Genomic DNA, 15060 nt, shown 5'->3' on the forward strand with positions numbered 1-15060 from the left:
AAATGGGATTACAGGGTCTATTTTTTGATACAACTAATTGTTTTTATATGTATTATTAAAGAATTGCAATGTTTTCAGCATTTACGAATAATCTGCCTACGGTAACCGGGAAAATGGGAATGCGCCCTTCACCTGTTCCATGCACGGCAGGTTTGCTTTATGCCATCGTTTCTACAAGTTACAGAAAAGGACCATTTACATTATCATAATTAAGTCCAAGGCTCATAAGCGATGGTGTGTAATGTTAAGCTCCTTATAAAAAAGGTCATATATAATCGATGGTCATATTCGACCTTTTACTGGTTTCTTAGGTGTTATGGAGGGTCCGAATCCGATCGTCCGGTCGTCATGCACCTACTCCAGTCAGGCCATGTACCAGGGACGAAAACAACGACAGCCGATGAACCATCGGTTCCCTGAGCAGACTCTTAATTTCACCAATGAAAAAGGGCTTAGAACCATCAAATTATCTTAATCCATGTTGTTCTTTATTTTTCATACAAAATACTTTGCATAACCGGCCAAAAAAGGCCGGGAAACAATGCATAAAAATAAACAACAATCTTTGTCCCGGCCTTTTTAGTCTGCGCTCATTGAATTGTTCGCAAGCCATCAATTCTCGTTTTAAAATCCGGCTTACTTTTTGGTTTTTTCCTTATTTTCCTTATTTCCCTTTTTCCCTCCAGTCATCGGACCTTGACCAGGGCTCTTACCTCTTCCCTTGCCTTCGCCACGACCGTCTTTCGGACCCTGGCCTTTGGGTCCTGTCCCATTTTTATTTGGCATATTAATCACCTCCTTTTTGTTGACAAATGTCTGTTTTCAAGGAGAATGACGCCCCTTTTTACAGACAAGGAATCAGACACTCGGCCGTCTGCCTAATATCAAAGATACAACAAACAGAATTAAAAAAACAACAAACAGTATCTTTGCAATTCCGATGGCAGTACCGGCAAGGCCCCCAAAACCTAGTACACCTGCAATGATTGCAACGATTAAAAAAAATATTGCCCAGGAAAGCATAATCTTACTCCTTTTATTTTATTCTTTTTCTTTGGCTCTGATAGCTTCAACAAAAACCATCCCTCGAATATCGATAGGTGTGTAGATTTGGATAATTGGCGGTTTCAATAAAAGAGGTTTTGTCCCAAGCAACACACCGAACCGAAACGATTTTAAATGATGATTCAAATCTTTTTGATTTGTCCATTCTTCCATGATACAAAAGCTGTTCTTGTCTGTGATTTCATAAAAGAGGGCATAGCTGCTGCATCCTTTTTCTTTTTTTATCGACTCGATCAATGAAAGAAGGGTCTGCAAAAATTCCTTTTGTTTTTCTGCAAGCACGGTTAGGTTTATTTTGAGTATAATCATTGGGTTACCCCATCAAAGACTCTTTATTACCAAATAATTACTTGATGACCAAGTCGTTCTTTACAGATTTGACCCCCGTTACTGAGCGTGCTATTTCTACAGCCCTGTCCGCTGCCTTTTTAGAATCCACGAAACCGCTCAATTGAACAACCCCCTTGAATGATTCTACATTTATTTGAAGAACTTTGAGCATAGGATCATTGAATATTGCCGTTTTAACCTTGGTGGTAAGAACAGTATTATCAACATATTCTCCAGTACTTTCCTTGTTCCATGCCCCCCCGCATCCAGCAATAAACGCAGCCAGAAGGAGTCCGATAAGACAATGTCTTATTACAGTTGTTTTCATCATTGTCACCATAATTTTAATCCTTTATTACATAATTAATATTGACCAGTATTGTGATAATAACAATCACGATCAGAATATGTATAACCACTCCGATGGTTTAGCAACTCACAAATACCAGCACTCACAGGACACTTTCCATATCCATTTAATTTCCATTCAAATTTCGTACCAGATCTTTTGTAACTTCTCAATAAGTCCAGGTAAAAAGGTAAAGGTCAGCCAAATTCAATTGCGGTTAAACAGACAAATTGAGAGATTTGTTGATGATAAGATCACTCAGAATTCGATAAATTCGCTTCAAACTCGATGATCAAGTTTTTATGAGTAGCTAAATTTACACGTTGATAATATAATCACAAAAAGAAAGATGCGACGAAGACCTCAATAATAGGTTGGAAAAATATAAACCAGGTGCCGGGTTAACACTTATTCAAAGAATGGGTATAGAATCAAATCGGTTGAAAAAAAAGGCATAACGATGGGTCTTGAAATTTCGTTGATCCAGCAGATAACGAGGGGAGAATTCAGATCTGCAGTATACAGACCTCGACAATCGTGAATTTTGATTCTTAACCCCGGTTTTTTTTGATAAATAGAGGATGCACAAATCCCGCAAAAGATACACGAATCCTGGTTAACATGTAGATAAAACGATCGGCCTGGCAGGCCCCCGGCACCATATGACATCATCCGGGGTATAAGATGATGATGATAATGATGCGTAAAAAAACAGGAGGAGAGGATGATACCGAAAGGACGCCCCTTTGAAGTGAGTTTCACATAAATAACACCTATTTTGAATAGGCCCTATATGGGTTTTTTTATATTTTTCTGTTTTGTTGACGCCTGGTTGGATGATACACTATAATAATTAAAAAAAGAAAGTCTTACAAAGGGTCTTGAAATCGAAAGTCTTATTTTGACCATTATTTCATGTAAAATCAATGGATTACTTAAAAGCAACGACTTCAACGATTTTAAAGATAACCCTCTGATTTTATTGTAAATAATGCGGTCTATTTCAACACCCTTTTACAGTCTTAAATGGCAAAAAATTCTGTTTTCTGTTTGACAGCCATGGGCTGACTTGGTCTATCAACACCCAGACTCAACCCAAAACGAAACATGATAGTAATTCAATAAGTTATTTTGACTTTCATATAAAAAAACAAAAGACAGAAAACGATATTGTAAATTCTAAAAAGACCTTTGACAGGACCGTGGAAATGGGAATGGAAACGGCTTTTGTCGAAGCTGTCAAAACCAAAAGAAAAGGAAATAATTAGAATGAATCTTTTGTTGATTTATCCCAAATTTCCCGAAACCTTCTGGTCTTTCACATACGCTATAAGTTTTATCGGGAAAAAAGCCGCATTTCCTCCATTGGGCCTTCTCACTGTGGCATCCCTGTTACCCGGGGAATGGCCCAAACGTCTTGTGGACATAAATGTCGACCGCTTGGAAGATAAGGAGATTTTATGGGCAGACCTGGTTTTTATCGGGGGCATGGCAGTGCAGCGCAAATCCACTTTACAGGTCATAGACCGGTGCAAATCATTGAACGTACCCATTGTTGCAGGTGGACCGCTTTTTACAGCTGAGCCGGATGATTTCAAGGACGTTGACTATCTTGTTCTTGGTGAAGCCGAACTTACCCTGCCACAATTTTTGTCTGATCTTGAAAAGGATCAACCTAAAAGAGTTTACAGAGCCGAAGGGTTCTGTGATCTTACCCAAACCCCTTTTCCGTTGTGGGATTTATTAGATATTAAGAACTATGCATCCATGAGTATCCAGTTTTCCAGAGGGTGCCCGTTTAACTGTGATTTTTGCAATGTAACAACTCTGTTCGGCCACAGGTCACGGTTAAAAACAACGGATCAGATCATTCTTGAACTGGATAATATTTATTCTTTGGGCTGGCGGAGCAGTATTTTTTTTGTTGATGATAATTTTATCGGCAACAAACGGTTTTTAAAAGAAGAACTGCTGCCTGCGCTTATCCAGTGGAGAAAGGATAAAAAAGGATGCGCTTTTTACACGGAAGCGTCCATTAACCTGGCAGATGACGAAGAACTCCAGGAGATGATGGTAAAGGCGGGTTTTGATTCTGTGTTTATCGGAATTGAGTCCCCGGATGAAGCGTCTTTGAAAGAATGCAAGAAAAACCAGAATATAAACAGAGATTTGCTGGAGAGTGTTTCCAGGATTAACCGATCCGGGCTACAGGTAATGGGAGGATTCATTGTTGGATTCGACAATGATAAGCCCTCTATTTTTCAGAAGCAGATCGATTTTATTCAAACAAGCGGGATAGTGACGGCAATGGTTGGAATGCTCCAGGCCATTCCGGGAACCCGGCTTTTTGAGCGGCTTGAAGGTCAGAACCGTCTATCCGAACAATTTTCCGGCGATAATGTGAACGGTACTACCAATATTGTTCCCAAAATGGGTATGGAGAACCTGTCGAAGGGATATCAATTGATCATGAAACAGATTTATTCACCGAAACACTACTACCAACGGGTCAGAATCCTTCTTAAAGAACTCAAAGCACCTGCGGTGATTGAGCCTTTAAACCTTCAGCGTTTTCTATCCATTTTTCGTTCTGCAGTGAGGATAGGCATTATAGGTAAAGAACGTTTTCATTTCTGGTATCTCATCATCTGGACCTTGATTAGAAAACCAAAGCTTATTTCAACAGCATTAGCCCTGTCCATATATGGCTTTCATTACAGGAAAATATGCGAGCGATATATTTATTAAAAGCGGAATTGTTTCATCAGAGATAGATTCTTTGAAGATAATTTCTAAAGGATATTTCATGCCTAAATTATTTTTAGAAGTTTTCACCAAAGTTTTGGAATTCACCGATGAACCGCTTTTACTGCTTGATTCTGATTTAAAAGTTGTTAAAGCCAATCACTTTTTTTACATAACCTTCAGCTTGAAACCTGAAAATACTGAAGGGGTCTTGATTTATGATCTTGCTAGCGGACAATGGAATATCCCCAAACTAAGAAAACTGCTTGAAAAAATTCTTTCAAAAAATAACATATTCAACAATTTTGAAATAAAGCATAATTTTGAACACATCGGTCCGAAAATAATGCATCTAAAAGCCGGAAGAATTTACAAAGATGTCAATCATAAGCAGTTTATCCTGTTAGGCATAGAAGATATAACCGAACAGGAACATGATAAACAACATCTTGAAAAAATGGTTAAAACCCGGACTGCCGAGCTCAAGAGAGCCAAACAGGCAGCGGAGGATGAAAAGCTTATTGCAGAAGATGCTATGTGTGAAATAAAAAAGCTCAAAGAACAGCTGAAAGCAGAGCGGGCATACCTGACAGAAGAAATTAAACTGGAATACAACCATGAGAAGATTATCGGCAGCAGTGATACGCTCAAATATGTCCTGTACAAGGTTGAGCAGATAGCCCAGACCAATACCACTGTTCTGATTCTTGGGGAGACCGGAACCGGTAAAGAACTTATTGCCAGGGCCATTCACGGTTCCAGTAAACGAAAAAATAAAGCTCTGGTAAAAGTCAATTGCGCAGCATTGCCAGCCAATCTCATAGAAAGTGAATTGTTCGGTCATGAAAAAGGAGCCTTCACCGGTTCTGACCGGCGACAACTGGGGCGATTTGAAGTTGCCGATGGCGCAACTCTTTTTTTGGATGAAATTGGCGAACTTCCCCTGGAACTGCAGTCAAAGCTGCTTCGTGTTCTCCAGGATGGTGAATTTGAACGGTTGGGAAATCCAAAAACCATCAAGGTGGACGTAAGAATCATTACGGCAACAAATCGAAATCTTGAGAAAGAGGTTGAAGATGGGCGGTTTAGAGCCGATCTCTGGTATCGATTGAATGTGTTTCCGATTACCATGCCTCCGCTTCGAGAAAGAGTAACAGATATCCCCCCGCTGGTAGATTTTTATGTTCAGAAGATATCCAGGCGACTGGGAAAAACCATTGATCATATTCCCAGAAAAGTTATGAGCTCCATTGAAAATTATCACTGGCCCGGCAATGTCCGTGAACTGGAAAATGTACTTGAACGAGCGGTTATCAATTCTTCCAGTTCAAAACTTCACCTGGTTGATGATCTTAGAAAATCCTATAAACATTTAGGTAAAAATCTAAAAACTCTGGAAGCAATTGAACGCGACTATATCGTGGGTGTGCTTAAGCAGACCAATTGGAAAGTCAGTGGTAGCAACAGCGCCGCCCAGATTCTCGGCCTTAACCGCAGCACCCTGCGCGGCCGTATGCGCAAATTAAACATTACCAGATCCTGACTATAGATTATCCATGCCTTTTCTATCTTACGAGCTTGTTTAAAAATTGTTTCGGCCTTGAATTTGAACAAATTTCCTAAAAACTGGATTATCGAGTCTGAAGCATGCCTGGTTGATGGTCAAAGACCTGGAACGAAACTTGAGTGTAAACTTATTTGAGTCCTTAAGCGCAATTGAACAACAAAATTGTTTTTATATTGCGACGATCATTCAAAAATCGCAATTTGGGTTACTCAGCGATCAAACCATGAATAAGAAAAAAAAGGAAATTGCCGGTTATGCTACAGAGCATCAAATCCATTTTTATGAAGCTGTCCCACAGGATAGGGAGACGGTCCATAATTTTAACCCCATCCAAGGGCCACATGGGCGAAATACCTCTGCGGTCTGAGCTGTTCAGTTCTTCCCAGATGAAAGAACACGGTAAAACTCTGGCGGGTTTGCACACATTGACCCAAAAGCATTTTCCGGAACGTTTGCTTGCAAGACTTGCCAATAACGAGAGCGCTCTTCTTGAGGTCCACAACCATTTGATTAAGGATGTCAAGGAGAACAAGGGGATTGTTCCGGCAGGGCCCCCTGTGTCAGGATAGATGTCGCCTCAATTAAAAATGGCTCATGTCGCGTTTTGGGGTCTTGTGAATTTTAGTAATAAAAAGCAAGATTTGACTTGCATTACGGACCTTTATGATGGTAGGTATTCGCCTTGCTATTAACGATTTACAATCGGACTGGAGCCAATGAAGGTAAATATCAAGACCCTGATAGATGATGTACAATGCTATGAAACCGTTCGTGAGCTGCATTGGCCAAAAATACGTAAGTGTCCGTTTTGTGATTCCATAAACACAATCAAAAAAGGTTTCGATGATAGGGAATCCGCCAAACAGCGCTATGAATGCAAAGAGTGCGGAAAACGCTTCGACGACCTCACCGGGACCATTTTTGCCGGACATCACCAACCCCTTAAAGTGTGGATATTGTGCCTTTATTTCATGGGGTTGAATTTGTCCAACAACCAAATTTCCAAAGAGTTGGACCTTAATCGTGGAGATGTTCACAATATGGCTGCTCAGCTACGCGAAGGCGTGGTAAAAAAAAACCTCAGATAACCCTTCAGGGCGAGGTTGAGTGCGATGAGGTGTATATCGTTGCAGGGCACAAAGGCAACCCCGAGGCTGTATCAAAAAAAGGCCGAGATGGTCGCCGTAACCGATTAAAGGGTGCTAGAGGGCGTGGTACGCTGGAAAAAGAGAAACCACCTATTTTCGGGATGATACAACGGTGTGGGCAAGTTGTGATTCAAATGCTCCCCAATGTCCGGCAGGCCACCATTGAGCCTTTAATAAAGGCCACTATACAACCAGGAACATTGGTCTATACCGATGAGTATGCCATTTATAACCGGTTGGATGAATGGGGATATGACCATGAAAGTGTGAATCATGGAGCCGGTGAATATGCCAGAGACGATGATGGAGACGGGTTTTATGAAGTCCATGTGAATACAATGGAAGGCTTCTGGTCATTACTCCGAAGCTGGATTCGCCCACATCGGGGTATCTCACAGGAGAAACTTCCTTTTTACCTCGGATTTTTCGAATTCGTTCATAATATTGGCAAACGAGGAAAATCCCTGCTTCACTCACTTATTGAGGTGATGATTAAGTAAGACCCCAAAACGCGACAAGAGCCTTGATTTTGTCAAAAGGTCCCGACAAGTTTGGCTGCGTTCCTTGCAATATCGAGATCTTCTGGGAGATCCAGTGATAGCTCAGCCCTGGCAAGTGCCAAGCGGGCTTGAAACATTGCCACCTCCCGAATTTTGGGGTCTCCGATTAATGCCAGCGCATGAAAGGCCTTTTGTAATCTCACCACTACTTCAATGGCGCCAGCCCCGTCACGGGCAATGGCGTTGAAGGCATCATCAAACATGTCCCATAATGATATTTCCGGCACCATTACCCGATCATATTTAAAGTCTCGACTGTCATCATCTTCAACGGTTTTACTCCAATGCGTAAAAAGCCGCACAAGCGTCCCGATAACATCGATTGCGGTACCGGGATCATTGACGGCGGGCGACAATGCTCGAATAGCAATTTCTGAGAGGACGACGAGGCCAAATTGAGGATCTTCATCAAAGGTCCTGTCTCCACCGATCAAAAACATTTTCGCTATCTGACCAGTGTCTTTTTCTGACAGGCTTCGCGAATCTGTGGTCACATATGCAAGAGCCCTGCCTGGCGCTACGAAGGTTCCGGGCAAAGCATCCACCATAATCTGCAGCTGCAATCTTTCTGCAGTACCCTGTAAGCCAGTCATGTCTATGCGCTGGACATATCCAATCGAATTTCCATAAACGACCTGTCCCACAGGTTTAAGCTGCCCCGTAGGAACACCACCCAGGGTGGGTGCTAATCGTTTTCGCTGCAAAGCATCATCTGTTGCTTTTTCCACCTTATTGATGATCCTGCTGAGACGCCCAAGACGGGCAATACTGTCAACCCAGCGAACAAAGGTAACAATAACCACACCAAGAACAATTAATGTCAAAGCAAATATCATAAAACGAGCTGATTTGCCGTAATATTCATTCTTTAAAACTATAAGTGCGATGACGCTGAAAATGAATGTGCCGATAAAGGTAGAAAGTGCATTTTGGGATTCGTCATCGGAAATAATCAGCGGAAAAGAGCGCGGCGTTGCAGTCCTGCTGGCTGAATTATAGGCCGAGACCATTGATCCGACAGCAAAGGTGGCAATTGCCAGCATACTTGAGGCAATAATAGACAACAACATCTCTATCGAGTTTTTATTAACCTCGGGAAAAAACTGATCGATTTCGTAATAATCCACTTGCTTTATCAGAAACACAATCATTATTGAGAACACGCAGGTGACAAGTGGCTTAATCCAAAGTTTTTCGCCGATACGGTTATAAAGAAATCTCAATCGTTCAAACATTTTAAATCTCCTATTAACGTTCGGTAGTCGCGCCGGTTAGGTTAGTAGTGGGGTGTCTAAATTTCCGAATTTAGTTTGCTCAAGATTTGTACCCAATTTTAACAGCAATTGTCGGACCCTTTTACTCGATCATCGAGTTTTAATTGAAACCTTTTCATTAAACTGTTCCCGCCAGTATATGGCCATCAGCAAGTATGTGATAAGGCCTCCGAGTATCTGAACCATGAGTCCATACTCACTGCGGGCTATCTCAGATGGTAAACTTTTAAGTGTTCTTTTTAGGTACGCCACATTGCCACAAACCTGCTGAAGCAGACAAACCTGCTGAAGCAGGAAAACAGTATGAAAAAAAGCATGAATGTCAAATGCCTGCAGGCAGAATGGGATAATTTTTAACTCATGAAAGTGCTTGGAGTCAATACAATTTAAATGCGTTTGCCCTGTAGTGTTTCATAAACCGATTGAAATTTCAGAATTAATTGGTATATTAGAGGATATATCATTTAAGGGAAGCGTTATGGATATTCAGGCGCCGAGAATAAACAGCTATTATACATATCAGTCGGCCCTTGAACAGGGATCTGATCTAATATCTTCGTCCCCCGGGGCCGAATCCCGGACACAGGATACACAGGCCGGTAAAGCCCTGTCTGACAGTGAAGAACAAGTTGATTCGGTTTCCCTGACCCAGGAAGATGAAGCCGCCGGGCAGGAAGATAAACCATCAGAGTCCGATGCAGAATCAAGGCTTACCCAGGACGAGAAACGACTTGTCGAAGAACTTCAAAAAGTTGACGCCGAAGTTCGGGCTCACGAAATGGCCCATATTGCCGCAGGCGGCCAGTATATCACCTCGGGAGCCACCTTTTCCTACCAGCAGGGCCCCGACGGAAAAAAATATGCAGTGGGCGGAGAGGTCGGTATTGACACGTCCCCCGAACCTGGAGACCCCGAGGCAACATTGCAGAAAATGCAGCGGGTTCGTGCTGCGGCACTAGCCCCTGCCCAACCATCCTCCCAAGATCTGAAAGTAGCATCCAAGGCCGCATCCATGACAGCAAAAGCCATGGCTGAAATCACACAGCTTAAAGCAGATGAGCAGGCCAAGCAAATGGAGACAGCAGTGTCTGCTTATACCCAACAGCATGTTTCTGATGCGTATACCAAAACAGAGAGCATAACCAGTCAGGAAACTCAAAATTCATTTCACCTTGCTATCTGAAAAAGAAACCCGGTGTTCGCGTAAGGCCCATGGTCAGAATTAAATATGCCATAGATGCGCTGGATTTTAAAATTTACATGGTCCTAAAGATAAATTTTTGATATTGTTAGACGTAAATTGTTATAAATCGGAGTAAAAATCATGAATATGAGCATCCAGAACAATGCTTCAGCGTTACAGGCTTTTTCAAACCAGGTATCGGTTTCTTCAAACAATGTTGCTAACTCCCTGTTAGACGAGTTCAAGGCGGACAAAGCGTATAATGTCGAAGCAGACAACGGACAGGTACAAACGTCTATCTCCCAAAACCAGGAAAATGGACCACGGGTTAAAGACCCCCTTAAAAACGACGGTTCCTTAAAGGAATTATCCAATACAGACATTGCAGAAGAAATGGTTGTGCAGATGCAAGCCCAGAACGGATTTGATGCCAACGCCAAAATAATTCAGGCCTATGATGAAACAACCGGAACCGTATTGGATATCATTGGATAACCGCCCCTAATGGAATTTTAATTCCAGTTTCGGCACCATAAAATATGGTTCGATTAACGCATGGGGAACATATGACAATTTTGCCTGGCGTAACCCCGGAATTCCAAGATCCTGTTCCCGGTTGATATATCGTGTGGTCCCTTTCAGAAATCCGGCAGTTTCATAATTAATCATCTGAGCGGCGCCCTTAAAAGAGACATCTGATTTTTCAAAATGAACACCCCAGGTATCAGAGGACAGAGGGCTGAAAACAGCAAACGCTGCAATTTCATCTTTGACCAGCAGCATCAGTCCGCTCAAACCTAGATCGTTCCAATGGGAAAAGGCCATAGCTATGGCATCGGATTCATCAAGCAGAGAGCGGGGGACAGAAGGCCTGCCGGCAAGCAGACGCTGTTCAAACTGCATCACATCTTTGCAATTCTCATCATTTATAGGGATTATGGAATAATCTGGATACGCACGCTTAAACTGGGAAATGAGATTCTTTTTCTTATGCAGTTTATTGCCCTTTAACTCTGCCAGCTCCTCTGTCAGATAAACATACTCTGCCGCATCCCGGTCAGCAGTAATACTAAAATATTGATCCAGATCCTGCCAGATATCCACATAAGATTCAGGCACCAGTCCGATACTTCCAGACAGCCCTGCAGCAACAGCCTTTTTTGAAAGGGCAAACAATTCTTCAGGTTCCAGATCCTCTCCTAAGGGCATGAACAGGGCCTGGCTGCGATCATCATGGATAACCAGGCTGTCCTTATAAAAAAACCATGAATATCGGTACAGATTCTGCCAGCAGAAAAGATTGACAAAGTTGTATTCACACGAGCAGGGTGGGTAATGGCTTAGGAAATCAAGGATCAGGGGACGGGTTTCCAGATCAAATTTTCCAGGCTTTAATATATTCGGCTCAGACTGCAAGGCATCCGCACCGTTACCAACCATTGGCGGTGTATTGTAGGAGGCTGATTGGTGGCTATGGCATATCATTGTTTTTCCTTTTTTATGGCTGTTATTCAAGTTTAAAGGGGATGTAATTCTTCATCTGCCGGAATCCTAAATTTTCATAAAATACGCGGGTTCCGGGCTCACCGATTAATCCAATCCAGTCCACGCCCCTTTTTTTAAGTTCCTCGATCAAAAAATTCACGATCAGGCTGCCGATACCACGTTTTTGGTAGGCAGACAGCACAACCACATCTTGAATATAAGCATCACTGCACAGATCGGAAAGAGCCCGCCCCATTCCAATTAATTTTTTTTCCAGAAAAGCACCTGCAAATAATGCTGATTTCTCAGGAATCCGGCGCAAAAAGGTATCTGTAATTTTATAATCGTCCTGCCACCACCCGGCATCCTGATATAAGGCCTGAAACTGATCCACAGGAACAGTGCGCACAAGTTTTATCTCAAGCCCGTTAAGCTTTTCTGTCCTCATATACCTTCGCCTTTCAGTATTTTCTCTGCAAAATAAGGAAGCACAAAAGCCGCACGGTGCACCCCTGAACTATAATATTTAAGCTGGGACTGGAGCACTTGTGGCACTGTTCGTGCCGGCGCTACAAGTTTTGGCCCCAAAGATCCCATACATACACCGATGTGACCACCGGTATATGTAGGGACAATAATGTTTGCATAGGCATATATGGGAAACAAAGACCGTGCAATGCCTATCAATTTTTCAACCCAGTCCGGGTGAAGGAAAAAGGATTCGCCCTGGGTGGCAATCAGACCGGCGGGTTTAAGTGCCCGCTTTAAATCCTGGTAGAACTGATTTTCAAACAAAACTTCTCCGGGGCCAACCGGATCTGAGGAGTCAACAATAATGACATCATAACAACCAGGGTGGTCCCGGACAAAGGCAGCCCCGTCTTTGATATGAACAGTAACCCTGGGATCGTCGAACCCACAGGCCATGGACGGCAGAAATCGTTTTGAAACATTAATGACCTCTTCATCAATTTCACAAAAATCAATAACGCAGACATCATCATGACGATTAATCTCACGCAAAACGCCGCCGTCTCCCCCGCCAATGATAAGCACATTTTCAGGGTTCGGATGGGAAAACAGGGGCAGATGCGCCATCATTTCCTGGTAACTGAACTCATCTCGTTCCGTTAACTGAATGATACCGTCGAGTACCAGCATCCGGCCGTGTGAGCGGGTCTGGTACAGGTCAATCTGCTGGAATCTGCTTTTTTTACTGTAAAGAAGTTTATCCACTTTCAGAGAAACGGCAATACCTTCCCACATGGGACAAATTTCTGAAAACCATCCTTTATGTATAATGCCTGAATTTGTCATTAATGTCTTAAAGCCACCTGCATTTTATAGTGGCTGCCCCGAAAATATGACAGGCAGAATTCTGCCAATTCACGCGGCTCATATTTATTGCAGGATAAAATATCCAGGTATGCGGCATTTGTTACACGGGCAAAATGTCCGGATATACCAAACGGTTCAATGGATCGTGTCGTAGAAAAACCAGTTGCCGTTTCGGTTTCATCATAATAAACCAAAGGCGCATTTTCTGTGTCGATGATAGCAAGCATTCCACACACCCTGGTGACAAAGTTTTTTATACAATCCGGATCTTTTATCATATCAGGACTGCAACCATATACATCAACAGATGTGGACATTCCCCAAGGATTTGTATTTTCGTACACTTTTTTCCAGACGATGGGAAGTGTTCGTTTATCCATCACCTTTTCATCACTGTTTGTCATACAACCTCCGACCCCGGACGGCAGTACGCCCCTGTTTTGATCCGAGGAGATGACGACCCGCCGGGATGAAAATTGTGCTTCTATGGAATGAATGGCTGTGTCCAGATCAATATTATCTGCACATGTAAAAATATCGACGGCTGCATAATCATGCTCGGGCCAGGCATGAACCGTAAAATGGGATTCGGCGATAATTATAACACCCGACACCCCCTGGGGTTCAAACTGATGAAAGGAACTGTTGATAATTGTGGCCCCGCTTTCCCGGGCCGCTTTAAGCAGAATTGATTCAACCCGATCCTTATCAAGCAGGACATCGGATGCGCAATCGTAATATTCAATGGTAATATGTCGCCCCAAGGCAAAACCCGGATCAGGATGACAGACGGTTCGCTTTTTGTTTTTATCAAGCAATTTTTTAACCGAATAGTTAGAAGATTTCCATAACAGAAGAAAATCTTTGAAATTGGGTTTCTCTTGGCAGATTTTTTTCTTTAAGCCGTTCAATCATGGATGACGTATTAAAACGCAGATAGGGATTCACCTTGAGTTCTTCAGACAGACGGGAAACAACATGGTCCGGATTATAGGACGATGCATACCCGTTTAAATTCGGATTATCCGGTTCAATAATTTTGGCATATTTCAAAGACTCAAGAACATAATCGTGTCCAGCATAAATCAGGGTATCACCGGGTAGAGACATTAACTGCCTTAACGAGTTAAAAAAAGATTCAAGATCTCCTGAAAAACAATTGCCAACCGTGGCGTTGAACAACGTATCACCGGTCACAATAAACCCGTCCCCTTTGAAACAAAGCGAATCCATGGTATGTCCGGGGGTCAGCATCACCTCAAGTCCGGTTCCGTCTTTCAGGTCAAGAACCTGACCATGTGAAAGTGTTGTACAGTCAATAAAACGCGCATTCGTTATTTTGAGAAGGGCATTATTTCCCTGGGTGTGGTCGGCATGGGTATGGGTGTTGGTGACAATATCAATGGGAATATTTTTTTCTGTGGCAAATTTTGCCATATCCTCTGGTGTCCCAGGGTCAATGGCGATACTGGATTTTTCACTATAAACCAGGTAACCCAAATTGTCGGCACTGTATTTAAACTGTTGAATATCCAACTACGCAATCCTATATCTTAAAAAATTTCATCTTCATCTTCATCTTCGTCAAAGTCACCTTTATTCTCATTCCGCCCCGGACTGTCGCCTAAAGGTTCATCATCATACACGTCAATATCATCTCCCACATCCATGAAGGGATCATCAAGTTGCACATCAAGGCCGTAATCATCAAAAATCATACTGATGGCTTCTTTGAGATTTCGTTCAAAGCTTTCAGCATAATCGTCATCCTCATCTGCTGAAAACTCATAAATTTCCTCATGCTCCTCAAGCAAATCCCTAAGATCTGCGTTTACTTCAGACTGGGCATAAAAATCGGCTTCATAAGCATCAAGAATGTCTTCATACAGATCATCTACCTCAAACGCCTCTACGGCATCAAAAATAGTCATTTTTTTTGCCATATTCACTCCTCCCGGATTTTTATCTACTTTCTACTTTAATAATGGTTTTATGATTGTCAAACATCCAGACACC

General features: G+C 42.4%; 17 protein-coding genes and 2 pseudogenes. 7 read left to right on the forward strand and 12 right to left on the reverse strand.

Annotation, left to right across the window (positions count from 1 at the left end; translation table 11 throughout):
- Nucleotides 1-636 precede the first annotated feature (636 nt).
- The 4 genes from HXW94_RS03855 to HXW94_RS03870 form a co-directional block, all read right to left on the reverse strand.
- Nucleotides 637-786 carry a hypothetical protein gene (locus tag HXW94_RS03855; protein WP_178365583.1) on the reverse strand — a complete coding sequence of 50 codons (150 nt, stop codon included), beginning with the start codon at nt 784-786 and terminating at the stop codon, nt 637-639.
- Between the two features lie 72 nt (nt 787-858).
- On the reverse strand, nt 859-1023 hold the full coding sequence (locus HXW94_RS03860; protein WP_178365584.1) for a DUF1328 domain-containing protein: 165 nt from the start codon (nt 1021-1023) through the stop codon (nt 859-861).
- Between the two features lie 18 nt (nt 1024-1041).
- The gene (locus HXW94_RS03865) at nt 1042-1374 is read right to left on the reverse strand and encodes a putative quinol monooxygenase (RefSeq protein WP_178365585.1); all 333 of its coding nucleotides are present in this window, start codon (nt 1372-1374) and stop codon (nt 1042-1044) included.
- A gap of 37 nt (nt 1375-1411) precedes the next feature.
- Complete coding sequence (locus HXW94_RS03870; protein ID WP_246293725.1) at nt 1412-1735, reverse strand: BON domain-containing protein; 324 nt, start codon at nt 1733-1735, stop codon at nt 1412-1414.
- Nucleotides 1736-3013: 1278 nt separating this feature from the next.
- On the opposite strand from HXW94_RS03870, the gene HXW94_RS03875 reads away from it, so the two are divergent.
- The 5 genes and pseudogenes from HXW94_RS03875 to HXW94_RS20270 all read left to right on the forward strand — a co-directional run bounded on the left by HXW94_RS03875 (nt 3014) and on the right by HXW94_RS20270 (nt 7704).
- Nucleotides 3014-4492, forward strand: a complete 1479-nt coding sequence (locus HXW94_RS03875) for a B12-binding domain-containing radical SAM protein (RefSeq protein ID WP_178365586.1) — start codon at nt 3014-3016, stop codon at nt 4490-4492.
- A 58-nt stretch (nt 4493-4550) separates the two neighbouring features.
- Nucleotides 4551-6032 (forward strand): sigma-54 interaction domain-containing protein, encoded by a 1482-nt coding sequence (locus HXW94_RS03880; protein WP_178365587.1) that lies wholly within the window; start codon nt 4551-4553, stop codon nt 6030-6032.
- Nucleotides 6033-6171: 139 nt separating this feature from the next.
- Nucleotides 6172-6423: a hypothetical protein gene (locus HXW94_RS03885; protein WP_178365588.1), complete on the forward strand. Its 252-nt coding sequence runs from the start codon at nt 6172-6174 to the stop codon at nt 6421-6423.
- Nucleotides 6398-6625, forward strand: a complete 228-nt coding sequence (locus tag HXW94_RS03890) for a hypothetical protein (RefSeq protein WP_178365589.1) — start codon at nt 6398-6400, stop codon at nt 6623-6625. Before HXW94_RS03885 ends, HXW94_RS03890 begins: the two co-directional genes overlap by 26 nt.
- A gap of 138 nt (nt 6626-6763) precedes the next feature.
- Nucleotides 6764-7704: pseudogene (locus HXW94_RS20270) on the forward strand (IS1595 family transposase).
- Nucleotides 7705-7736: 32 nt separating this feature from the next.
- Here the strand turns inward: HXW94_RS20270 and HXW94_RS03900 are convergent.
- The gene (locus HXW94_RS03900; RefSeq protein ID WP_178365590.1) at nt 7737-8999 is read right to left on the reverse strand and encodes a DUF2254 domain-containing protein; all 1263 of its coding nucleotides are present in this window, start codon (nt 8997-8999) and stop codon (nt 7737-7739) included.
- Between the two features lie 141 nt (nt 9000-9140).
- A pseudogene (locus HXW94_RS03905) lies at nt 9141-9277 on the reverse strand (IS4 family transposase); the annotation flags it as partial.
- Between the two features lie 239 nt (nt 9278-9516).
- Here HXW94_RS03905 and HXW94_RS03910 point away from each other — a divergent pair.
- A complete protein-coding gene (locus HXW94_RS03910) occupies nt 9517-10221 on the forward strand; it encodes a putative metalloprotease CJM1_0395 family protein (RefSeq protein WP_178365591.1) in 705 nt (234 codons plus the stop codon).
- 141 nt (nt 10222-10362) lie between these two features.
- A complete protein-coding gene (locus HXW94_RS03915; protein ID WP_178365592.1) occupies nt 10363-10716 on the forward strand; it encodes a flagellar basal body rod C-terminal domain-containing protein in 354 nt (117 codons plus the stop codon).
- 6 nt (nt 10717-10722) lie between these two features.
- On the opposite strand, the gene HXW94_RS03920 is transcribed toward HXW94_RS03915, so the two are convergent.
- Genes HXW94_RS03920 through HXW94_RS03945 form a run of 6 tightly spaced genes read right to left on the reverse strand, consistent with a single transcriptional unit; the run spans nt 10723 to nt 14987 of the window.
- A complete protein-coding gene (locus HXW94_RS03920; protein ID WP_178365593.1) occupies nt 10723-11706 on the reverse strand; it encodes a DUF2156 domain-containing protein in 984 nt (327 codons plus the stop codon).
- A 22-nt stretch (nt 11707-11728) separates the two neighbouring features.
- Nucleotides 11729-12154 carry a GNAT family N-acetyltransferase gene (locus HXW94_RS03925; RefSeq protein ID WP_178365594.1) on the reverse strand — a complete coding sequence of 142 codons (426 nt, stop codon included), beginning with the start codon at nt 12152-12154 and terminating at the stop codon, nt 11729-11731.
- The gene (gene speE, locus HXW94_RS03930; protein ID WP_178365595.1) at nt 12151-13023 is read right to left on the reverse strand and encodes a spermidine synthase; all 873 of its coding nucleotides are present in this window, start codon (nt 13021-13023) and stop codon (nt 12151-12153) included. Before speE ends, HXW94_RS03925 begins: the two co-directional genes overlap by 4 nt.
- Complete coding sequence (gene speD / locus HXW94_RS03935) at nt 13023-13862, reverse strand: adenosylmethionine decarboxylase (RefSeq protein ID WP_178365596.1); 840 nt, start codon at nt 13860-13862, stop codon at nt 13023-13025. Before speD ends, speE begins: the two co-directional genes overlap by 1 nt.
- Nucleotides 13863-13878: 16 nt before the next feature.
- Nucleotides 13879-14580: a hydroxyacylglutathione hydrolase family protein gene (locus tag HXW94_RS03940; RefSeq protein WP_178365597.1), complete on the reverse strand. Its 702-nt coding sequence runs from the start codon at nt 14578-14580 to the stop codon at nt 13879-13881.
- 17 nt (nt 14581-14597) lie between these two features.
- Nucleotides 14598-14987, reverse strand: a complete 390-nt coding sequence (locus HXW94_RS03945) for a hypothetical protein (protein ID WP_178365598.1) — start codon at nt 14985-14987, stop codon at nt 14598-14600.
- Nucleotides 14988-15060 lie beyond the last annotated feature (73 nt).

The organism is Desulfobacter latus (assembly GCF_013389365.1).
GTDB classification, from domain to species: Bacteria; Desulfobacterota; Desulfobacteria; order Desulfobacterales; family Desulfobacteraceae; genus Desulfobacter; species Desulfobacter latus.